Annotated in this window: 31 protein-coding genes; 28 read left to right on the top strand and 3 right to left on the bottom strand. The window is 68.3% G+C overall.

The genetic code is table 11. The features are described from left to right. Positions 1-41 precede the first annotated feature (41 nt). Entirely contained in the window at positions 42-1,388 is a 1,347-nt protein-coding gene (locus ACQPYK_RS08760) for a serine/threonine-protein kinase (RefSeq protein WP_433252971.1), read from the top strand. Here ACQPYK_RS08760 and ACQPYK_RS08755 read toward each other — a convergent pair. Further along, complete coding sequence (locus ACQPYK_RS08755) at positions 1,372-2,298, bottom strand: winged helix-turn-helix transcriptional regulator (RefSeq protein ID WP_433252969.1); 927 nt, start codon at positions 2,296-2,298, stop codon at positions 1,372-1,374. The two genes, ACQPYK_RS08760 and ACQPYK_RS08755, sit on opposite strands and share 17 nt — an antisense overlap. A 150-nt stretch (positions 2,299-2,448) precedes the next feature. On the opposite strand from ACQPYK_RS08755, the gene ACQPYK_RS08750 reads away from it, so the two are divergent. The 3 genes from ACQPYK_RS08750 to ACQPYK_RS08740 all read left to right on the top strand — a co-directional run bounded on the left by ACQPYK_RS08750 (position 2,449) and on the right by ACQPYK_RS08740 (position 5,188). Further along, positions 2,449-3,900 (top strand): carotenoid oxygenase family protein, encoded by a 1,452-nt coding sequence (locus ACQPYK_RS08750; protein WP_433252966.1) that lies wholly within the window; start codon positions 2,449-2,451, stop codon positions 3,898-3,900. Next, positions 3,897-4,046, top strand: coding sequence for a hypothetical protein (locus ACQPYK_RS08745; protein WP_433252963.1), 150 nt, complete (start codon positions 3,897-3,899; stop codon positions 4,044-4,046). Before ACQPYK_RS08750 ends, ACQPYK_RS08745 begins: the two co-directional genes overlap by 4 nt. A gap of 146 nt (positions 4,047-4,192) precedes the next feature. Next, a complete protein-coding gene (locus ACQPYK_RS08740; RefSeq protein WP_433252960.1) occupies positions 4,193-5,188 on the top strand; it encodes a tyrosine-type recombinase/integrase in 996 nt (331 codons plus the stop codon). A gap of 95 nt (positions 5,189-5,283) precedes the next feature. Here the strand turns inward: ACQPYK_RS08740 and ACQPYK_RS08735 are convergent, their stop codons facing one another. Next, positions 5,284-5,553, bottom strand: coding sequence for a hypothetical protein (locus tag ACQPYK_RS08735; protein ID WP_433252957.1), 270 nt, complete (start codon positions 5,551-5,553; stop codon positions 5,284-5,286). A gap of 149 nt (positions 5,554-5,702) precedes the next feature. After that, entirely contained in the window at positions 5,703-6,263 is a 561-nt protein-coding gene (locus ACQPYK_RS08730) for a helix-turn-helix domain-containing protein (RefSeq protein ID WP_433252954.1), read from the bottom strand. A gap of 169 nt (positions 6,264-6,432) precedes the next feature. Here ACQPYK_RS08730 and ACQPYK_RS08725 point away from each other — a divergent pair, with 169 nt between their 5' ends. The 24 genes from ACQPYK_RS08725 to ACQPYK_RS08610 all read left to right on the top strand — a co-directional run bounded on the left by ACQPYK_RS08725 (position 6,433) and on the right by ACQPYK_RS08610 (position 20,305). Continuing rightward, positions 6,433-6,618: a helix-turn-helix domain-containing protein gene (locus ACQPYK_RS08725; protein WP_433252951.1), complete on the top strand. Its 186-nt coding sequence runs from the start codon at positions 6,433-6,435 to the stop codon at positions 6,616-6,618. Between the two features lie 113 nt (positions 6,619-6,731). Continuing rightward, a complete protein-coding gene (locus ACQPYK_RS08720) occupies positions 6,732-6,908 on the top strand; it encodes a hypothetical protein (RefSeq protein ID WP_433252948.1) in 177 nt (58 codons plus the stop codon). A 74-nt stretch (positions 6,909-6,982) separates the two neighbouring features. Continuing rightward, positions 6,983-7,342 carry a hypothetical protein gene (locus ACQPYK_RS08715; RefSeq protein ID WP_433252946.1) on the top strand — a complete coding sequence of 120 codons (360 nt, stop codon included), beginning with the start codon at positions 6,983-6,985 and terminating at the stop codon, positions 7,340-7,342. Further along, the gene (locus ACQPYK_RS08710; protein WP_433252943.1) at positions 7,339-7,617 is read left to right on the top strand and encodes a hypothetical protein; all 279 of its coding nucleotides are present in this window, start codon (positions 7,339-7,341) and stop codon (positions 7,615-7,617) included. The genes ACQPYK_RS08715 and ACQPYK_RS08710 overlap by 4 nt, the downstream gene beginning before the upstream one ends. Continuing rightward, complete coding sequence (locus tag ACQPYK_RS08705) at positions 7,610-8,056, top strand: hypothetical protein (protein WP_433252940.1); 447 nt, start codon at positions 7,610-7,612, stop codon at positions 8,054-8,056. The genes ACQPYK_RS08710 and ACQPYK_RS08705 overlap by 8 nt, the downstream gene beginning before the upstream one ends. Beyond that, on the top strand, positions 8,053-8,487 hold the full coding sequence (locus tag ACQPYK_RS08700; protein ID WP_433252938.1) for a hypothetical protein: 435 nt from the start codon (positions 8,053-8,055) through the stop codon (positions 8,485-8,487). Before ACQPYK_RS08705 ends, ACQPYK_RS08700 begins: the two co-directional genes overlap by 4 nt. Beyond that, positions 8,484-8,711: a helix-turn-helix domain-containing protein gene (locus ACQPYK_RS08695; RefSeq protein ID WP_433252935.1), complete on the top strand. Its 228-nt coding sequence runs from the start codon at positions 8,484-8,486 to the stop codon at positions 8,709-8,711. The genes ACQPYK_RS08700 and ACQPYK_RS08695 overlap by 4 nt, the downstream gene beginning before the upstream one ends. A 20-nt stretch (positions 8,712-8,731) precedes the next feature. Further along, positions 8,732-8,974, top strand: coding sequence for a hypothetical protein (locus tag ACQPYK_RS08690; protein ID WP_433252932.1), 243 nt, complete (start codon positions 8,732-8,734; stop codon positions 8,972-8,974). Continuing rightward, complete coding sequence (locus ACQPYK_RS08685) at positions 8,971-9,324, top strand: hypothetical protein (protein ID WP_433252929.1); 354 nt, start codon at positions 8,971-8,973, stop codon at positions 9,322-9,324. Before ACQPYK_RS08690 ends, ACQPYK_RS08685 begins: the two co-directional genes overlap by 4 nt. Beyond that, the gene (locus ACQPYK_RS08680) at positions 9,312-9,488 is read left to right on the top strand and encodes a helix-turn-helix domain-containing protein (RefSeq protein WP_433252927.1); all 177 of its coding nucleotides are present in this window, start codon (positions 9,312-9,314) and stop codon (positions 9,486-9,488) included. Before ACQPYK_RS08685 ends, ACQPYK_RS08680 begins: the two co-directional genes overlap by 13 nt. Positions 9,489-9,612: 124 nt before the next feature. After that, positions 9,613-10,407 (top strand): hypothetical protein, encoded by a 795-nt coding sequence (locus tag ACQPYK_RS08675; RefSeq protein ID WP_433252925.1) that lies wholly within the window; start codon positions 9,613-9,615, stop codon positions 10,405-10,407. Between the two features lie 28 nt (positions 10,408-10,435). Then, positions 10,436-11,011 (top strand): hypothetical protein, encoded by a 576-nt coding sequence (locus ACQPYK_RS08670; protein WP_433252922.1) that lies wholly within the window; start codon positions 10,436-10,438, stop codon positions 11,009-11,011. Between the two features lie 32 nt (positions 11,012-11,043). After that, positions 11,044-11,214, top strand: a complete 171-nt coding sequence (locus ACQPYK_RS08665; protein ID WP_433252919.1) for a hypothetical protein — start codon at positions 11,044-11,046, stop codon at positions 11,212-11,214. Positions 11,215-11,409: 195 nt separating this feature from the next. After that, on the top strand, positions 11,410-12,339 hold the full coding sequence (locus ACQPYK_RS08660) for a bifunctional DNA primase/polymerase (RefSeq protein WP_433252916.1): 930 nt from the start codon (positions 11,410-11,412) through the stop codon (positions 12,337-12,339). Continuing rightward, positions 12,336-13,937 (top strand): hypothetical protein, encoded by a 1,602-nt coding sequence (locus ACQPYK_RS08655; RefSeq protein WP_433252913.1) that lies wholly within the window; start codon positions 12,336-12,338, stop codon positions 13,935-13,937. The genes ACQPYK_RS08660 and ACQPYK_RS08655 overlap by 4 nt, the downstream gene beginning before the upstream one ends. A 505-nt stretch (positions 13,938-14,442) precedes the next feature. Continuing rightward, positions 14,443-14,790: a hypothetical protein gene (locus ACQPYK_RS08650; RefSeq protein WP_433252910.1), complete on the top strand. Its 348-nt coding sequence runs from the start codon at positions 14,443-14,445 to the stop codon at positions 14,788-14,790. Further along, entirely contained in the window at positions 14,771-15,466 is a 696-nt protein-coding gene (locus ACQPYK_RS08645; RefSeq protein WP_433252907.1) for a hypothetical protein, read from the top strand. Before ACQPYK_RS08650 ends, ACQPYK_RS08645 begins: the two co-directional genes overlap by 20 nt. Continuing rightward, positions 15,463-15,834, top strand: coding sequence for a DUF6221 family protein (locus tag ACQPYK_RS08640; RefSeq protein ID WP_433252904.1), 372 nt, complete (start codon positions 15,463-15,465; stop codon positions 15,832-15,834). Before ACQPYK_RS08645 ends, ACQPYK_RS08640 begins: the two co-directional genes overlap by 4 nt. Positions 15,835-15,885: 51 nt before the next feature. Further along, the gene (locus ACQPYK_RS08635; RefSeq protein ID WP_433252901.1) at positions 15,886-16,323 is read left to right on the top strand and encodes an HNH endonuclease; all 438 of its coding nucleotides are present in this window, start codon (positions 15,886-15,888) and stop codon (positions 16,321-16,323) included. Positions 16,324-16,484: 161 nt separating this feature from the next. Further along, complete coding sequence (locus ACQPYK_RS08630) at positions 16,485-16,766, top strand: hypothetical protein (RefSeq protein ID WP_433252898.1); 282 nt, start codon at positions 16,485-16,487, stop codon at positions 16,764-16,766. After that, on the top strand, positions 16,763-18,214 hold the full coding sequence (locus tag ACQPYK_RS08625; RefSeq protein WP_433252895.1) for a hypothetical protein: 1,452 nt from the start codon (positions 16,763-16,765) through the stop codon (positions 18,212-18,214). The genes ACQPYK_RS08630 and ACQPYK_RS08625 overlap by 4 nt, the downstream gene beginning before the upstream one ends. Positions 18,215-18,225: 11 nt before the next feature. Beyond that, positions 18,226-18,450, top strand: a complete 225-nt coding sequence (locus ACQPYK_RS08620) for a hypothetical protein (protein ID WP_433252892.1) — start codon at positions 18,226-18,228, stop codon at positions 18,448-18,450. Next, positions 18,447-19,628: a phage portal protein gene (locus tag ACQPYK_RS08615; protein WP_433252889.1), complete on the top strand. Its 1,182-nt coding sequence runs from the start codon at positions 18,447-18,449 to the stop codon at positions 19,626-19,628. The genes ACQPYK_RS08620 and ACQPYK_RS08615 overlap by 4 nt, the downstream gene beginning before the upstream one ends. Next, positions 19,625-20,305, top strand: coding sequence for an HK97 family phage prohead protease (locus tag ACQPYK_RS08610; RefSeq protein WP_433252886.1), 681 nt, complete (start codon positions 19,625-19,627; stop codon positions 20,303-20,305). The genes ACQPYK_RS08615 and ACQPYK_RS08610 overlap by 4 nt, the downstream gene beginning before the upstream one ends. The last annotated feature ends 31 nt before the right edge of the window (positions 20,306-20,336 follow it).

Here is a 20,336-nt window from a genome sequence, read left to right as displayed (position 1 = left end):
CTGTCCCCCGATGTCCCCGATCTCCTCCCGGAGCGACCGGCATGACCGATCCCAGTCTGCTCGCCGGGCGATACCGGCTGCTGGAACGTCTCGACCGCGCGGGCGCCACCTGGCGGTCCCGCGACGAGTTGCTCAATCGCGACGTCACGATCGCCGAGGTACGGCTGCCGCCCCCGAGCCCGCACCGCGACTGGCTCCTCGGTCAGATCCGCGCCGCGGCCGATCTCCGGCATCCCGGTGTCGTCACCCTCCACGACGTGATCTCCGCTCCGGATCGGATGTGGCTGGTCCTGGAGGCGGTCGAGGGCCGTTCGCTGCTCCAGACCGTCCGCTCCGACGGCCCGCTCTCCTCCGAGCGCGCGGCCGAGGTGGGCCTGCGGGTGCTGGACACGCTGACCGCCGCCCACGAGCGGGGCATCCACCTCGCCGCCACTCCCGACACGGTGCTGCTGGCCTCCGACGGCCGGGTGGTGCTGACCGGCGTGGCGGCCCCCGTTCCCACCCGCGACCTGCGAGACCTGCGAGACCTGGGCGCCACCCTGTTCACCGCCGTCGAGGGCCGGGCGCCGCACACCGGCTCCCAGACCATCCCGCACATGCCGGACGGAACACCCGTCGCCGCTCTCGCCCCCGCCGCTGACGGCCCGACCGGTTCCGGCCCGCTGGCCCCACTGGTGGAAGGCCTGCTGGCAGCCGATCCCGCGCACCGCCCCGACGCCACCTCGGTCCGCCTGTCCCTGGAGAGGATCGCTCCCAAGCCGGCCGTCTCCCGGCGCAGGCCGCTCATCATCGCCGTGGCCGCCACGGCCGCCGTCGCCGTCGCGGCGGGCGCCGCCTTCTGGCTCCGGCCGCTTTTCTCGGATCCGGCCCCGACGGCCGCGCCGCGTCCGCTTCCCGCCTCCTTCGGTAAGGCCCCCGATCCCTGCGCCGTGATCTCGCCGGAGCAGGCGGCCGAGCTGTTCTTGGACACCGGCCCGTCGAAGGAGGAGGCCGGCCGGTGCTCCTGGGACAGCGCCGACACGGGCCAGCCTCAGAGCATGCGTTACCGGCTCTGGATCCAGGTCATACGCTCCTCCTCCGGAGAGAAGGCGCATGCCGACTTCACGCGCTTCTTCAAGCAGGAAAGCGCCCCGGCCACGTCGGCGGCGGGCCTGCCGGTGATCGCGACCCGGCCCGCGACGCCCCTTCCCGGAATCGGCGCGGAGGCCTACACCGTGGAGGCCACGAACAAGCTCACCTACTACACCGGGGTGGTCTTCCGCGCGGCCAATCTCGTGGTGATCGTCCAGTATCAGCGGGGCGGCGAGAGCGACCCCCGGGGCGACACCCGTCAGGGCGCGCTGCGCGCCGGCGGATGGGTCCTCGACGCCCTCAGCCGGGCGGGCTGACCAGGGAGAAGCGGACCTCGCGGCGGTGCAGCGCCTGACCGCAGGCCGTACAGAGCAGGACGGGGTCGAGGGCGGCGCCGCAGGGGCGGTGGGTGATGGCCAGGGCGGAGCCCTGGGGGGCGGGGAGTTCCCGCTGGGCCCAGTCGACCAGGAAGGCGAAGACCTCGAAGAAGGCCAGGCCCTTGTCGGTGAGGCGGTAGGAGCCGTCGGGCCGCGGGTCGAAGACGTCGAGCTCGACGAAGCGGCGCAGGCGGTCGGTGAGGACCGAGGGGGCGATGCCCAGGCCCGACTGGAAGTCGACGAAGCGGCGGGTGCCGAGGAATGCCGCGGCCAGGACGGTGGTGCTCCAGCGGTCGCCGAGGATCTCCATCGAGTCCGGGCAGTAGCCGATCAGGTCCGGCGTGGCGCCGGGACGCACCGTGCGGCGGTGCTGGCGAGGTGGGCCGATCCGGGCGAACGTGGCCAGCGGGCCGGGCTCGGTGCGGGTGTCGCGGGCGCTCATCGGCCGCCGGCACGCGCCGCACCCGAGGTACGGCGTGGCGTCGGCGCCGCACAGCTCGTGCAGGAGCGGCGGCAGCCCCCGGTCCGTCCAGTCTCGTTCCCACGAGTGAATGGCCACCAGCAACGACCACAGGCGCAGCCCCCGCTCCGTCAGCCGGTACTCGTAGCGCGTGCGCCCGTTCCGGTAGGCCGCCAACTCGAAGATCTCGTGGCTGACCAGCTCCTTGAGTCTGGCCGCGAGCACCGACTCGGAGATGCCCAGCGCGTCGCGCCACCCGGCGAAGGTCCGGATGCGCAGCAGGAACGCCCTCTGCAGGATGAGCAGCACCCAGCGATCCCCCAGGATCGCCAGTGCCTGGCCGATCGCACTGAGCTCAGCCCGCGCCGCCCCCCGCTCGGTGCCGCTCACGACCCGTCCTCCGGTGCTCGATCGAATCCGCCTGTGAAACCGCCAAACTAACCAACTTGATCTTGCCTTGAATAGTTCGGCCGCGCACCGGGGCGATCCTGACGGAACAGCCATTGACCAGCTGACTTCTTTTATCATAGCTTCCCGGATATGGCGGAACCTGTGATGGTCATCGACGAGTCAGGCGAACCGAACCCCTATCTGATGGGCGTCCACGCCCCGGTGCGAGACGAGATCACGGCCGAGAACCTCACGGTCATAGGGGAGATCCCGAAGGACCTCAACGGCGTCTACCTGCGCAACGGACCGAACCCGCGCCACCCGATGAAGGGGCGCTACCACTGGTTCGACGGAGACGGCATGGTGCACGCCGTGCACTTCGAGAACGGCCGGGCCCGTTACCGCAACCGGTACGTCAGGACCCGCGCCTTCGAGGCGGAGTCGGTCGCCGGGCGGTCGCTGTGGACCGGCGTCATGGAGAACCCCAAGGGCAACCCGTTCGGCAACACCCGCGGGCTCGGCCTCAAGGACTCGGCCAACACCGACGTGATCTTCCACCGCGGCAGGGTCCTCACGACCTGGTACCTGTGCGGCTCGCCGTACGGCATGGACCCCCTCAGCCTGGAGACGCTGGGCGTGGAGACCTTCCTCGACACGTTGACCGGCGACTTCATGGCGCACCCCAAGGTGGACGAGCGGACCGGGGAGCTGTTCTGGTTCGACTACGGGCCCCGCAGGCCGTACCTGCGCTATGGGGTGGTCGGCGCCGGCGGCCGGGTCGAACACTGCGTGGAGCTGGACCTGCCCGGGGCGCGGCTGCCGCACGACATGGCGATCACCGCCGACCACGCGATCCTCATGGACCTGCCCCTCTACCAGGACATGGACGCCGCCCGGCAGGGCCGCTACAAGCTGACCTTCGACCGGGAAACGCCCTCGCGCTTCGGGATCCTCCCCCGCCGCGGCCAGGCGCACGAGATCCGCTGGTTCGAGGCGAAGCCCTGCTACATCTACCACGTCGTCAACGCGTGGGAGGAGGGCGAGGAGATCGTCATGGACGTGTGCCGGGTGTCGCGGCCCGCGCCCGCGGGCAGCGGCAGCCCGCTGGCGCGGATGATCTCTTACCTCAAGCTCGACGCGCGGATGTACCGCTACCGGTTCGACCTGCGCACCGGCCGCACCAACGAGGAGTTCGTCGATCCCGACCACAACACCGAATTCCCGTCGATCGACGTCCGCCGGACCGGCCACCGGTCCCGCTACGCCTACAACGTCTCGGTCAAGGACGCCGACACCAACCTCTTCGACGGCCTGGTCCGCTACGACAACGTGACGGGCGCCAAGGAGACCTACCGCTACGGCGAGCACCGCTACGGCAGCGAGGCCCCGTTCGCCCCGCGCGACGGCGCCACCGCCGAGGAGGACGGCTACCTGGTCAGCTTCGTCACCGACGAGCGTGAGGGCCTCTCCGAGGTGCAGGTCCTGCACGCGGCGAACCTGAGCGCCGGGCCGGTGGCCAGGATCCTCCTCCCCCAGCGGGTGCCGCTCGGCTTCCACGCCACCTGGGTGCGCGCGGACCAGCTCAAGGGCGCGAACGCGTGAGGCCGCCACGCGGGAGCGGCCGGATCGCATCGCGCGAGCGCCTCGACGCCTACGCCGAGGCGGGCGTGGAGGAGGTGGCCCTGGTTCCCGTGGCGACCGGCGCCGATCCGGGAGGCGTCGCGACGCTCAAGACTCTGGCCGGATAATCACGATTTATCAGGAGCCAACTAAGAACGCGATCAGTGCGCTGACCTGCCAATACAGTCGTTCACTGCCTAATCTCGCATGCGTACTTAGTTGGCTCGCCTGATAATCGCCGCCCTGGGTGATAACCCGAGCGGACAGGAGAGCCATGCCCGAGCCAGCCCCCGACAACGTCGTCGCGTTCGCCCCACGCGCCCAGCGCCCCCACAAGAAACCGGCCCGCCGACCTACGCCTGACGTCCCCCCAGGCGCCGAACTAGAGCCGCTCATCGACTCCTGGCAGCTGGCGCTGGAGGCAGCCAACAAATCGCCCCACACGATCCGCACCTACCTGCGCAGTGCCCGCGCGCTCACGCGATGGCTAGCCGAGCATGGGTCGCCCACCGACGCCGAACGCGTCCGCCCCGAGCATGTACGCGCGTTCCTGGTGGCCGAGAGGGATCGCGCCAGTGCGGCCACCGCGAAAACCCATCACGCGAACCTCGGCGTGTTCTGGGGCTGGCTGATCGCTGAAGAGGAGCGCAGCAGCGCCTCGCCCGTGCTCAAGGCCGACAAGCCGCAGGTGCACGCGAAGGCCAGCAAGTATCTGTCCGACGACGAGATCCGGGCGATGCTGAGCGGATGCAAGGGGCCCGGATTCGACGACCGCAGAGACACGGCGATCGTTCGGCTGTTCAATGACACTGGCATGCGCGTCGGCGGCATGAGCGGGGCGTTGCTGGCCGGCCTCGACCTGAAGGGGCGCACGTTGCGTATCCGACTCAAGGGCGGCCGCGAACACCTGGCGCCGTTCGGCAGCCGAACCGCGCAGGCGTTGGACAGGTATCTACGCGTTCGCAAGAGTCACACGTTCGCGGATTCGAAATGGTTGTGGGTCAGCCGCAGGTCTCCCCATTTCACCGAGGACGGGATCCGGGAGATGGTGGAGCGCCGCGGCGAACAGGCAGGCGTTGCCGACGTGCACCCGCACCGGTTCCGGGCGACGTTCGCCCACGAACACCTGAAGGCCGGCGGGAGCGCCCGCGGGGCGATGGAAGTGGCCGGCTGGCAGAGTGAAGCGATGCTGCGCCACTACACCGAGGAGCTTGCGGGAGAGCGTGCCCGTGAGGAGCATGCGCGCTTAGCCCTGGGGGATCGCATCTGAGCAAAAGAAAACCCCGCGTCGGGTCTGTCGTGTCACTGATCACGCAGACCCGTTGCGGGGAACGGCCACGCGCCCGCGTGGCTGGGGTGGTGGCGCTAGACGCGTTCGGAATCCTGGCTGCTCTGCTGTGAGCGCTCCTGGTCGTATCGCTCGCGGTCTGCGTCTACACGACCCTGGCGGTAACCGATGCGGTACTCTTCGCCTCGGTGCGTGATGATCAAGAGGATGGTGGCAGTGATAGCACCCAGCACCATCAACGGCTGAGTGCTGTGGGGTATGGGGGAGGTGAACAGGATGTCGAGCAGGACGTATGCGACGTTTGCAGCCCACAAGAGAATGACAGCGGGTATGAGCAGGCGCGACATTGAGCCCCTTAGTAGTCTCTTGGTGCGTGTTCATGCGGTGTGCATCGTTGAATGATGCACTGTTACACGCACCGCGAAACCCTCTGGTTGACACAAATCGCGCACGATCCGCTAAACGCCTCAAAGCGAGACGCTCGCCCCACGTAGCACTATCGTGATTGAGCGTGCACACTGGGCGTGACAGTTCTCTCTCCCTCCGTGTCGTCGTCGTCGTCTCTGGATAGCGGCTTTCGGCCATGCTCTATCTCCCATTGAATTTCTTCCTCAATGCGCTGGATCGAGCGCCTGTAGTCCTCCCGCGCCTGGGCGAGCTGACGGTTGAACCGTTCTCGCTCCTCATCGCGGATCTGCTCAAGTCGTCTTCGGCGTCGTTCTGAAACCCCGGCTAGCAGTTCTTCCAAGCGTTCGATGTCAGCATCTGTCGCATTTAATGCGATTTCTTCCTCTGAAGCTTCCCTTTCGGGGGCCTCCGACGGATCCAGGCCGGCCAGCCGGTAGGCCTCTTTCCGCGGGATGTCGAGGACGTCGGCCAGCTTGTTGACCGTTCTCGCCAGCGGTGGCCGGCGGTTGGTCTTCATCAGGTCGACCGTGTTGCGGCCGAGGCCGGTTTGCGCGGCTAGCTCGATCTTCGTCCAGCCGCGGATGTTCATCTCGTTTATGACGCGCTCCCACAGTGCGCGCGCCGGGGGGGTGGCTGCTCCCTCGCTCATGCTTCACGTTGTACCACGATGCTCGATATCGGGCACACTCCGATCATTTAAATCACTGACAAACCGCTTGACCAGGCATGACCGAATGTCCGATCTTGCACTGCGATGCACTGTGATGTAGTTTCATTTCGCACGATGCACCACGGAGCACCATCGAACCGAGGTTTTCATGCAGCAACACATGACATTGCCTGAGGTGATGAAAGGCCTACGCGTGTCCCGAGGGACCGCGCTACGGATGATCGGCCGGGGCGACCTGGTCGGCACGAAAACCCACGACTCGCAGCAAGGCCGGTGGCGGATCACCGTCGAAAGCTACGAAGCGTTCGTCAGGCCTGAGAAGCAGGTGGGTTGATGGCCTCCACCCCGCAGCAGCGCAGCGAGGCTGCGCGCAAGGCAGTTGATATCTCTTGGGCCCGTACACCCAACTGGTCGGCCCGGACTGAGGCGGCACGCGCAGCATCGCCGGTGTCCCTCGGCTATTGGGTGAAGAAGATCACCGACGAGGGCCAGGTCCGCGAGGACGACATCGAGAAGGCCGCGAAAAAGGCATACAGCCTCTACATGCGGGAGCTGCGCGCCAAGGGCGTCCGCAAGGCGCGGGCAGCGAAGGCCGAGCGCGAGCAGCTGCGCCGCACCGCGTAGAACCGGACGCCGGCCGAGCACCCGAAGGCAGCGACTTCATCCCATCACACCTCGGAGGCCTGATGTTCCCCCCAATGATCATTGTTGACCTGCTCGGCAAGGTTCGCGCCTGCCAGGAGCAGGTCACCCTCGACGAGGCTGCCGTGACCGCGTCGCGCGCCGAACTCGCCGGGTATACCGCGCTTCTCGCGTACGCCGAGGCGCACGCCGACCCGACGCCGTCGGCCGAGCTGGTCGCCGAGGATCGAGCGACCCACGGGCCCGGCTGGTGCGACTGCGGGCTGCCCGGGACGCCCGGCGTGGTGCACGGCATCGGCCGCTGCGAGGTCGGCGAGCCCGGCCCGACGCCGAGTCTCCCCCGGCCTTACACGGAGCGGGCCCCGTTCCAGCCGTACACCCCGACCAGCGTGACCAAGCAGGGAGAGACCTCGTGATGGTCGTCTCCCTCACTCTTCTGATCGCGTTGGCCGCCGCCCTCCTCGGAGTGGCGGCGGCCCGCCGCGGCTGGTGGATCCACGCCACCATCACCGGTGTCTGCACCCTCCTCGCCGTCTACGCCGCCGCCTACCTGGCTGGGTCCCCCGTGGTCGTCACCCCGCCTGTGTGGGTGTCCGTCCTGATCGCCTGGCTGATCGTTGACGCGCTGATCCTCACCGCATGGTCTGTGCTGCGTGCCGCCGAGAAGACTGCGGAGGCCAGCCGTGGCTGACCTCGCCGCTTCCCTGCTCGCCGAAGCCAGTTGGAGCGGCATGCTCGCCGCGCCGACTGGCCGCACCTGGACGATCAGCCTGCCCGCAGGAACCCCACTCCTCAACGCAAATCAGCGCCTCCACCATGCGCCGAAAGCAAAGCTGACCGCAGCGATCCGCGAGGAAGCACGGAAAGCCACCGAGGAGGCCCGGGTGCCTGCGCTGCGGTGCGCCCACATCTTCGGCATCTTCTGCCCACCCACCAAGCGCCGTCGCGACGTCGGCAACCTGTACCCCTCGTTCAAAGCCGCGATCGACGGCGCCGTGGACGCAGGCATGCTGCCAGACGACAGCGACGATTACCTGCTCGGCCCGGACATGCGGATAGGCGAGACCATCCGCGGCGGACAGTTACATCTGCTCGTCATCGAGCTGGATCCCACGGGGGCAGCCGGATGATCCCCCTCATCTCCGAACTCGCCGCTGCCCGCCGGGCAGCCGGAATCCAGCAGCAGCAGATCGCGAAGATGCTGCGCCTCGGCGCCTCGGCCGGACCCAGCGTGGTGAGTGCCTGGGAATCCGGGGGCATGGTCCCCAATGTCGGCCACGTCTGCGGATACGCGACCACGGTCGGCCGACGTGTCATCGTCACCCGGGGCACCCAGGTTCAGGGTGACCTGCTGGACATCGTCCCCCGCCTGGGAGCACTGCGCCGTGCGACGGGCCTGACGCAGGCGGACGTGGCCGCCTGCCTGTACGTCACCCCGGCGGCCGTGGTCTCTGCGGAGCGTCACGCGGGCCCCCGAACCCGGCTCACCACCGCGAGGCAGCACCTCGGCGCGGCCGGCTACGCGCTCGCCCTGATGCCGATCATGGCGGCGACGGCATGAGGCGTGCACCGCACCCGGTCATGGCCGCGCTCGCCCGCCGGCGGCGCGAGCTCGGCGTCACCCAGGGCGCGCTCGCGCGGCGCCTGTTCGTCTCCGAAAGCGCGATCTGCTTCCGCGAAATCGGCCGAGCTTCCCCGTGCTTGGCCGAGCTTGACCAGCACGCGCGGGCCCTCGGTCTGCGCGTCGCCCTGGTCCCCCTTGGAGAAAGGAACGATGCCGCATGAGCACACCCACCACTCCCCCCATGCCTGAACCCCGATGCCCGCTCACCGAGTTGATCGTCGCCCAGTGTGGCCACTGCCGAGAGGTGCTCGACATTCCGTTCTCTGACCTTCTGCCCGCGGGGCCGGAACGCCTCGGCCCGTACGTGACCGCGCGCTACTCGGGTGAGTGCGCCGACGACGGCGAACCATTTGAGGCCGGCGACCTGATCCGCGCCGACGGGCACGGCGGTTGGCTCGCCGAATGCTGCGGGGGTGACGCATGATCCGCGGCTGGTTCCGCACCACCGCAGCCCTGACCCGCGAGTTCGACAAGCTCCGGACCCGCGTCGCCGAGCTCGGCGCGGAGCTGGAGGAGGCACGCGACGAAGCTGTCGAGCTCGCGACCGAACGCGACGACCTTCGCGAGCGGCTGGCCCTAGCCACCCGCACCGCTCGGCTGGCGCGGGAAGGCGTGAAGTTGTGGAACGCAATCGACCCGCGGCGCCGGCCGCTGACCACACCCGAGCGGGCCGAGCTGCTCCTGCTTCGCCACACTCACCGCGAACTGGAGAAGCGGCTCGCCATCCTGCAGCAAGCCAACATGGACAAGGACGTTGCTGAATGCTCGGCGTGAAGTACATGACGGCTTCCGAGATCGCAACCGCGATGCGCGTGTCCAAGATGACCGTGTATCGGCTCATCCACTCCGGCGAGCTGCCAGCTACGCGGTTCGGCCGATCGTTTCGCGTCGCCGAGGACGCGGTGATCGATTACCTGAAGGCGCACATGGGGATTTAGCACGCCTATGCATGCCCTGTAATTCACTGTCTTGCACTGTATTTACTGATGAGATAGCGTCTACAGCATCGCGTGCAGTGAATTACAGGGCATTGCATGGCATAGGAGTAAAGGGGTTCGGCGAGTGACCATCGACCCGCATGTGCAGGCGCTCGCCGAGGAGCTCGACCAGCTGATCGAGGGCGCGATCACCAACGCGCCTCGTAGCCTGCAGACCCGCATCGGACCGTCCGAGCTCGGCATCCCCTGCGACCTGAGAATCGGCTACAAGCTGGCTGGGCACCCGCCGACCAACACCGAGCAGGCCGTGAAGTGGAAAGCGTGGGTCGGTACGAACGTTCACGCGGGCATCGAGGAGCTGCTGACCAGGGCGAACTACTCGCTTCCCGGGTGGGCGACTGACGGGCAGGTCCGCTACGCCCTGGAAGAGCGCGTCACCGTCGGCCAGGTCAACGGGATCGACGTCAACGGCAACTGCGACCTCTACCTCGACCGCGTCGTGTGGGACTGGAAAATACCCGGCGGCAACCGGCTCCGCGAATACCGAAAGAACGGGCCCGGCGACCAGTACCGCGCGCAGGCGCACCTGTACGGCCTCGGCTGGGAACTGAAGGGCTACCCGGTCGAGCACGTCGCGATCTACTTCTTACCGCGCGACCAGGAGTGGAAGCAGCGCTACCTGTGGTCGGAACCGTATGACCGCAGCGTGGCCGAGGCGGCGCTGTCCCGCGCTGACGGCATCTCCAAACTCGTCGCCGCCCTCGGCCCCGACGCCTTCTCCATGCTGAAGCGCCGCGAGTCGTGGTGCGGCTCCTGCGCGTACCGCTTGCCCGGATCCAAGAACCTCGCCGAGGGCTGCCCCGGCGACCCGGACGCCATCGCCAAGGCGGCCGCCGGCCTGCAAGACCTCATCGCCTGACCACATCAACCCCAGGAGCACAGACACCGTGAGCACTGAGCACATCGACCCGAACGCGTTCCTCCTCGGCAACGGAATCCCGAGCGCGAAGTTTCCCAACCAGGCGTTCGGAACCACCGTCACCGGGACCATTTGCGCTGAGCCCGAGGTCACGCAGCAAACCGACCTCGACTCGGGCGAGCTGAAGTTCTTCGCCGACAGCGGCAAGCCCATGATGATGCTGGTCATCACGGTGCAGACCGACGAGCGCGACCCGGAGATCCCCGACGATGACGGCAAGCGCAAGTTCTACGTCCGCGCCAAAATGCAGGACGCGGTGAAGAACGCCGTCAAGGCGTCCGGCGGGAAGCTCGGCATCGGCGGCGTCCTGTCGATTACCTACACCGGCGACGACGCGGTGAAGAAGCGGGGCCACAACCCGCCGAAGATCTACAGCGCGACCTACACCCCGCCGAGCACGGCCGCCGCGAATGCGTTCCTCTCGCCGCCCGCACCCGTGCAGGCCGCGCCGTTCACGCCGCCTCCCGGGATGAGCGCCGAGCAGGCCGCCGCGTTCGCCGCGCTCACCCCCGAGCAGCGTGCACAGCTCCTCCCCCAGGCCTGAAGCCACCCCTTTACAAAGGAAGGTTTCAGCCCGTGAGCGGTCACAAGCTCAACCTGCCCAGCGCCGACACTCCGTGGCCTCGCTACGACGACGGCACCCCCGTCCCCATCGAGGTTCTCAACGAGGAGACCCGCGACGAGTGGGCCGAGGACGGCGGCCACGTCGACGACTTCGACGGCTACTACGACCCGGACGCGTCCTGACCCTCTGAACCAGCCCCTGCGCGCCGAAGGGAAGCGGCACGCAGGGGTTTGCACCACCTTTTCCCAGCCCCACAGGCAGACACCCGGATTCGAGTCCCGGGATGGGCGCGCAGCACCGAACCATTGAGAGGGGCCACATATGAGCAGCGAGAGAACGCATAACCCTCTCCCGCGCCCCAGCACGGTGGCCGCGCAGTGACCAACGCCCCCACCCTGCTCACACCCGACACCGACAAAGTCGCGGCGATGCTCGCCTACGCCGCGCACGGCTGGCACGTGTTCCTGCTGTCCGGCTCCAAGACGCCCGTGCGTAACTGTGCGCCGTGCGCCGAGCAGCACGTCACCGCCGAGCAGCGCGAAGCCTGCGAATGCCTGCAGTGCCACGGATTTTATGCGGCCACGACCGACCCGGAGCGGATCCGGGAGATGGTGCGCCGCACCCCCGGCGGCCTGGTCGCAATCCGCACCGGCGCCCCGTCCGGCATCGTCGTCATCGACATCGACACCGCCGACGGGCACGGCGTCGACGGCGTCGCCACGTCCGCCCGCCTCGACGAAGCCGGAGTGCTTCCCGGAACCATCACCGCGGTGACCGCGTCCGGCGGCGCCCACCTGGTCTACGCCCACCCTGGCGGACGCATCAAGGGCGGCGCCCACAAGCTCGGCCCCGGCGTCGATGTCAAAGCCGACGGCGGCTATTTCGTCGTCGCTCCGTCGCGGAGTCCGAAGACGCGCGTCCCGTATCAGTGGATCGGCGGCCGGTTCGATCTGCCGCTGACTCCGCTTCACCCGCGCATCGCCGCGCACCTCGCCGACACGCCCCGCGTGCCCGCGCCGCGCGCCGCGCAGCCGCACCGGCCGCGCACCGACGGGCAGGTGCATCGGCGCCTGGCCGGCCTGGTCGACACCGTGCTCCGCACCACCACAGGCCGAAACGACGCACTGAACTGGGCTGCGCACAAAGCCGGAGCGATGGTCGCGGCCGGCGAAGTCGACGAACACACCGCATACGAAGTGCTGCGCGACGCCGCATTGCACGTCGGGCTCACCCCCGGCGAGATCGGCCACGACAGCAGCCACGGAACGCTCGGCTCAGGCCTGCAGGCCGGAATGAGGACCAGGTGAGCACAGCCGAGGACATCCTGTTCGCCCACGGGGCGCCCGGATCGCAGGACGAGCGCGGCCGCCGCCGCATCGACATCACCCGCGAAGACGAAGCGCTGCTCAACATCTCGGACGCGATCAACGCCCGCGTGCTGCCCGACACCTACGTTCGCAGCGGCCAGGTCACCCAGGTAGCCGAGGTCGACCACGGGCAGGGGCCCCGGTTGATGATCCGCGAGATGGGGCCCGCGGCGTTGCGCATGCAGCTCGCCCGCCACGCGGCCGTGTTCCGCACGAAACTCGTCAAAGAGGAGCTGATCGAGACGTCGGCGTTGCCGTCGGTCGCCGCCGCCCAGTCCGTCCTGTCACAGGCCGAATGGCCCGGCCTGCCGCCGCTCGCCGGAGTGACGTCCATGCCGATGATCCGCCCCGACGGCACCACGCTGACGACACCCGGCTACGACCACGCGACCCGGCTCTACTACCGGCCCGCGTTCGCTGTGGCGCCGGTGGCTGATTGGCCGGCGCCCGCAGCTGTGGCCGAGGCGAGGCGCTACGTGCTCGACTATGTGCTCGCCGACTTCTCGTGGGACTCGGACGCGAGCCGCGCGAACTATTTCGCGATGCTCCTCACACCGATCATGCGGCTGTACATCGACGGCGTAGTGCCGTTCGGCCTCATCTCGGCCACCACCCGCGGGTCAGGCAAAAGCCTACTCATGGAGATCATGAAAGCCGTCTACGGGCTGCGCATGACCCCATGGGTGCGCAAGGAAGACGAGATGACGAAGGTCATCACCAGCATCTTGCGGGACACCACCGAGCCCGTGATCGTGTGGGACAACGTCAACACCTTCGACACGATCGACCACGGCGTCCTCGCCGCGCTCCTTACCTCCACAGAGTGGAGCTCCCGCCTGCTCGGTGCATCCGACATGGTGTCGGCGACCAACGACCGGATGTGGCTCGCCACGGGCAACAACCTCGCGGTCGGCGGCGACATGGCGTCCCGGTCCGTGCTTGCCCGCCTCGACCCTCAAATGGAGCGGCCCGAGGAACGCGACGGATTCCAGATCCGCGACCTGTGGGCGTGGCTGGCCGTCGACACCAACCGGGCCCAGCTGCTGCGCGCCCTCCTCATCCTCGTACGCGCGTGGATCGCCGACGGAGCGCCGCGCGACACCAGCATCAAGATGCGGAACTTCAGCGCCTGGGCCCAGGTCATGGGCGGCTTGACCGCGTTTCACGGCGTCGACGGGTTCCTAGCCAACAAGGATCAGATCGTCACGGGTGGCGACGAGGAGGAGACGTCCACGGCCGCATTCGTCGCGAAGTGGTTCGACAAGTACGGCAGCGCGCCGAAGCGCACCACCGAGTTGGTCGACTCGGCGCGCGGCGACCACTTCGGCGGCACCTACGTCGACCCGTGGGACGGCACGTTCCCGAGCAGCTACAAGGACGGGCGCAACGTCCCGTTCTCGTCCAAGGGGCTCGGCAAGTTCCTCGCTGCCCGCGACGGCAGGATCTTCGGCGGCTTGAAGATCGTCCGCGAGTACAACTCGGCTAGCAAGATTTTCGCGTACCGGGTGGTCCAGCATTCCCCGGAGGCGAAGGGGTGAACTCAGTTCATACGTACCCCGTTCAGTCCCGCCCGGGAGTGGACGGGGTTTACGGGTTTTACGTCCACGGCTCCCGCGGCGCCTTTCGCGCTGGTCACGATGCTGCCGCCGGGCTCATCTACGGGGTTTACGGGGTTTGGCTCGGCGAACTACGGGGTTTGGACGGGGTTTGGAATCGGACATTTTCGCTAAACCCCGTAAGCATTTTCGCAGGTCAGACTATCTGCAACACCCTTCTACGGGGTTTAACGGGGTTTGTTGTTAGGTCCTACGCATGTGTGCGCGCGCACGCACGCACGCGCACACACGTGAGAGTCCAACCGCAGCGAAACCCCGTTAAACCCCGTAAACCCCGTGGCGACTGCCTGACCAGCGGAAACACGTACGGGGTTTGGCTCGCAAGCCGGATCCCAAACCCTGTAAGCAAACCCCGTACATGCAGCCTGACCTGGGCGAATACGCCCCAGGGTTGCCTGAGCCAAACCCCGTACGGGGCGGTGGCGGCATGACTGAGCACTTCATCGACCGCCCGCTCGTGCTCGGCAGGTGCACGCGTTGCGGCGCGTGGATCCTCGCCGGCCACAACGCAGGCCTGCGCGTCCTGGTCGACCTCGACCACCTCGACGCCGCGGCCGAGCTGCTCGCCCTGGCGGCCGGCCGCCACACCTACAACCTGCTGACGCTGCGCCGCGCTGTGTGGGCCGAGTGGCGGTGCTCGTTTCGCATCGCCGCACCCAGGCGCCACCCGGTTGTCGCTTCGCACCCGTGCTGGCAACGCGGCTTTACCCCGATGCCCGCCGTTTCCGCCCCTGAGAGCCCTGTGGAGGCCACCGATGAGCGCATCCCCTTCTGAGCGTGAGCTGGCCGAGGTCGTCGCCGACCTGGAGTGGGCCATGGCCTACTGGCCCGACCTCCTCGACGCCCGGCTGCCGATGGCGACGCCGCGGCCGTGGCGTCAGCTTCGCCTGTCCCCCGAGGCGCATGCGGAGCGCGACTTCGAGGCTCGCGTCGACTGGGCGCTGCGCAGCACCCGCGCACTGGCCGAAGCCCCGGCCCCGACGGACGTCACCATCTGGCAGACCGCGCTCGACATCCTCGTGGACGCCGACGACCTCGCGGCGAAGGTGGCCGAGACTGTTGGCCTGCCGGTGCTACCGCCGCCGGGCCCCGGCGAGCTCAACGCGTGGCCGTACCTCGCGTACGCGGCCGCGCACCTGCCTGCGGAGCTCGCGGAGTGGGCGGCGCCAATCGCCCGCCGCATGCAGGAGAAGATCGCTCAGGCGCTCTGTATGGTCTACGACGGCCACACCCTCGACTTGACATGCCCCTGGTGCTCTGAGGCATCCGTGTGGCGCGTACAGACGCTTCCCGGCGGCATGATCGCCATCGTCTGTGGAGGCGTGTGCGAGCCGCCGGCCCGCGAGGTCGGCACCTGGTGGCACGGCCAACCGTGCTGGCCGATGTCGGACTGGGAGCGCCTCGCGAAGCACGTGCGCGTGGTCGAAGAGCGGGAGAGGATGGCATCGTGACCGAGCTGATCGAGTTCCTCCACGCCCGCCTCGACGAGGACGAGCAGGCGGCGCTGGACTGGCAGCGCCACAAGCGGATCCTGACGGACCAGTTCATGAACGACCCACGCAGGAAGCATGTTCGACTGCGCCGCGAGCCTGTGACGGACGCACAGCTGGCCGAGTACGCCTACGACTCCCGGTTCGATCCGGTCCGCGTGCTCCGCGAGGTCGAAGCCAAGCGGCAGATCCTGAGCGCCCACGCGCCCGGCAATAACCCATGTGACGCCCACGACGCCAGCATGCGGAGCGTCCCGTGCGACACCGTCCTCCTGCTCGCCCTGCCGTACGCCGACCACCCCGACTACCGCGAAGAATGGAAGTCATGACCTGGCTTGACAGGGGTTATCCACAGGCCCCATGATCGACGCACGCGCAGCATGCGCACACCAGCCCCGCCACCGCGCGGGGCTTTCGCATGTTCAGAGGCAGAGCCTCCGAAGGCCATGGGGATGAGCCTGCGGAAGGCGGGGAAGCAGGCGAGCGATAAGGGCTTCCATCGCTCGCCTGTGCCCGAGGGGGTGATACTCATGGCCAGGAGCAAGGGCCGTGCTGGACGCCCCTGGCGACGCGTATGGAACCAGCTGCGCAACAGCCCGGGCAGTGGCGTGTGCTGGCTATGCGGTCACATGATCGACAAGTCCCTACCCGCGCGACACCCCATGAGCTGGACAGCCGATCACGTCGACCCGATCAGTAAGGGCGGCGCCGAGCGTGACATCGCGCTACTGCGTCCCGCACACATGCGATGCAACAGCAGCCGCGGCAACCGAACAGGTGCGGCCGCTCGACCTATGCAGACGTCCGAAGCCTGGTGAGCAAGCACGGCCGATCACCGGAAACCCAAACGGCCCGAGCGTTCCTACATTTCCACAGGCCTGGACATTTGGGCAGGTCAGCGCGTTTTTGACCATGGAGTGGGGGACCCCGCGCAGCCGCTCCCGTTTCTCTCCCCGAACGGCGAAACCTGGGAGTGATCATGACCGAGCGACGCGTCCAGGGCCCCCAGGAGCGGGCCGTCCGTAAGGACATCCGGCGTCTGGCCAGCCTGGACGGAGCCGAGAGCTACGCCGCGATGGCAATCGAGCTCGCCAAGACACTGGACGCCGGAGACCTGGAGGCAGCCGAGCGTAGCCGGCTCACCTCCGAACTCCGTAAGACGATGATCGAGCTCAGCCGGACCGCTCCGAAGAAGCCCGCAACCGATCACCTCGACGAGCTTCGCCAGCGCCGCGAGCAGACCCGGGCGACGGGCACATGAGCGCGTCGATCCTCGGCGTGCAGTATCCGCGGATCCGGTCAGTCCCCCCGTACGCGCGCACCTCCGGCCCGGACGTGGCCGAGCTCGCCGAGCGGGCCGGCCTGGTCCTGGACCCCTGGCAACGGCTGTTCCTAGACGACGCCCTGGCCGAGGACGAGCGCGGCAAGTGGGTGTGCTTCGAGTGCGGCATCATCGTCAGCCGGCAGAACGGCAAGGGCGGAATCTTCGAAGCGCGCGTGCTCGGTGGTCTGTTCCTGTTCGACGAGCGCCTGATCCTCTACAGCGCGCACGAGTTCAAGACCGCGAGCGAATTCTTTCTGAGGATCAAGAGCCTGATCGACGGCAGCGACGACCTTCGCCGCCGGGTCCGGAAGGTCATCACCAGCCACGGCGACGAGGGCATCGAACTGCTGTCCGGGCAGCGGTTGCGGATCATCGCCCGATCGCGAGCGAGCGGCCGCGGTTTCTCCGGCGACTGCAACATCATGGACGAGGCGTTCAACCTCGGCCCGGCTCAGATCGGCGCTCTGATGCCCACCATGAGCGCCATGCCCAACCCGCAGTTGTACTACGGCAGCTCGGCCGGGTTCGAAGACAGTTTCCAGCTCGGCACGGTGCGGGCCCGGGGCATCACCGGCGGCGACCCGTCCCTGTGCTTTTGCGAGTGGTCGGTGCCGGACGACACGCTGTCGGCCCTGGAAGGCAAGCCACTGGCCGAGGTCAGGAAGGCACTCGCCGACCCCAGGTTGCACGCGATGGCCAACCCTGCGTTGGGCATCCGGATCAGCTCGGAGTTCGTCCTGAAGGAGCTGCGCTCCATGGACCCGGAGACCTTCGCCCGAGAGCGGCTGAGCATCGGCACCTACCCCACCGAGGACGCCGGCTGGCAGATCATCTCTGAGGAGACCTGGACCGCCCGCGAGGATCCGGAGTCGCGCCGCACCGGTCGCGTTGCCTTCAGCTTGGACATCACGCCAGACCGCACGATGGGCGCGATCGCCGTCGGCGGCCGCCGTGCCGATGGGCTGCTGCACAGCGAGGTCATCGACCACCAACGCGGCACTGGATGGATGGTCGAGCGCGCTGTCGAACTGGTGGAGCGGCACGACCCGATCGCCGTGGTGGTCGACGCTGCGGGCCCGGCCGGGAACCTGATCGCGGACCTACAGAACGCGGGGATCGAGGTTCTCGTGCCGACTGTGCGCGAGGTCGGCCAAGCCTGTACCGGCTTCTACGACGCAGTCATGCAGGATCGGGTGCGCCATCTCGGGCAGGCAGCGCTGACTGCTGCGGTGGCCGGCGCCGGCAAGCGCACCATCGGCGACGGTGCATGGGCGTGGGACCGGCGGCACGCTGCCGTCGACATCTGCCCGCTGGTCGCTGCGACCAACGCCGTCTGGGCCGTAGTGACACAGCCGGAATCCGATCCGCTGGACAACATCTGGTGAGAGGAGCTCGTATGAATCCACGCTTGCGCTCTCGCCTGGCCGCGCTCGGTGTACGGCTGGCCAGCCCGGCCGGCACCCTCGTGCGCATCGTGTCGGCCGCTGGCCCGGGCCTGCTGGGGTTGGGCTTGGTGGCGTACGGGGCGTGGTTGGCCTGGCCACCCGCCGGGCCAATGTCCGCCGGCGCGCTGCTGCTGGCCGATCAGGCCTATGCACGGGTGAGGGGCGACCGGTCGTGAGCCTGTTCTTCGGCGCCGAGCGCCGCATCTTCGACGCCTCCCTGTGGACGATCCCACCCAACAGCCAAGCCGGCACCGCGGGCACCAGCGCCAACCTGGCCTCGACCGAGGCATCCCTACAGAAGATCGCCGTCTGGGCGTCGGTGGCGCTACTCGCCGGGACCGGCGGCATGCTTCCCATCGACGCCTACACCGGCAAGGGCGCCGCCAAGCGCGAGATCGACCTGCCGAACTGGATGGAGGATCCGGCCGGCGACGGGCACGGCCTGGGCGACTGGATCTATCAGCTGATCACCTCCTACGCGCTGCGCGGCAACGGCTACGGCCTCGTCATCGGCCGCGACCGAACGGGCCTACCGACCCAGGTGGTGCTGCAGCACCCCGACGACGTCAGCGTGCGCCGCGACCAAACCACCGGAATGCCGCAGTGGCGAGTGTCCGGCGAGACGGTCAGCGCCGCCGAGATGTGGCACTCACGCGCCCATCCGATGCCGGGCCGGCTGCTGGGCCTGTCGCCGATCGCCCACCACATGCTGACCATCGGCCTGGGGTTGTCGGTGCTGCGGTTCGCCAACCAATGGTTCGACGACGGCGCCCACCCCACCGGTCTACTGAAGACCACGGGAGCCCTGGACGAGAAGAAAGCCCGGGTCGCCAAGGCGCGGTTTCTGGCCGCGGTCGCTGGCCGGCGCGAACCGCTGGTGCTCGGCGGCGATTGGGAGTTCAAGCCGATCCAGATCGCGCCGGAAGAGTCGCAGTTCCTGGAGACGTCGGGGATGACCAGCGCGGAATGCTGCCGCATCTTCGGGCCAGGCCTGGCCGAAATCATCGGCTACGAGACCGGCGGATCGATGACGTATCAGAACATCGAGCAGCGGAACCTGCAGCTGCTCATCTACGCCCTGGACCCGCACCTGACCCGCATCGAGCGGGCGCTAACGCGCATGCTGCCGCCGGGCATCTACGTGCGCTTCAACCGCGCGGCGCTGCTGAGGACGGACATCATCACCCGGTTCCGCGCCTACCAGCTGGCGATCCGCAATCACATCCAGGCGCCGTCCGAGGCCCGCGAACTCGAAGATCTGCCGCCCATGACCGACGCGCAGCACGCTGAGTTCACCGCGCTGTTGCCTGCCGCCTCTGACGACACGGCCAGCGACCCGGGAGGTACGCAGTGAACAAGAGCGACCGCGCCAAGACCGGCGGCGCCGAGCGCCGGGTCTACCCGGTGCAGTTGGAGGTACGCGCCCAGGCCGGTGGTCCTACCGTGGTGGAGGGCTATGCCTCAGTCACCGAAGAGCCCTACGCCATGTACGACATGTACGGCGCCTACACCGAGGTGATCCGGGGCGGCGCGTTCACCAAGACCCTGTCGGAAAACCCTCAGGTGCAGCTGCTGCTCAACCACAAGGGTTTGAGCATGGCCTACACCAAGGCCGGCACCCTGGTCCTGTCGGAGGATGCGGGCGGCCTGCACATGCGGGCCGAGGTCAACCCGGCCCGATCCGACGTGCGAGACATGCTGCTGGCCCTGGAGGATCGCGACGTCGACGAGATGTCGTTCGCGTTCCGGGTGCCGTCCGGCAAGAGCCAGTGGAGCCCGGACTTCGACCAGCGCGACATCCTCGAAGTCGACATGCACCGCGGTGATGTCAGCGTGGTGAACTTCGGCGCCAACCCGGCCACCACGGTGGACGCGGTGCGCGCCGCCATGTTCGACCAACTACCCGTCGACGAGGCCCGCGCGCTGATCGCGCGGCTGCAGCGCCGCCTTCAGGCGCCGCCCGAAAACCTGCAGCGGGGCTACCCGCTGTCGCTGGCCGAGGCAGAGGCCCACGCCCTACTGCTCGGCTGACACCCCTTCGCCTGCCCACCGACGCGCCGGA

Origin of the sequence: Streptosporangium sp. CA-135522 (assembly GCF_050949235.1) — a bacterium.
GTDB lineage: Bacteria > Actinomycetota > Actinomycetes > Streptosporangiales > Streptosporangiaceae > Streptosporangium.
Note: the sequence above shows the minus strand (reverse complement) of the source record. Positions and strands in the feature narration are given on the sequence as shown.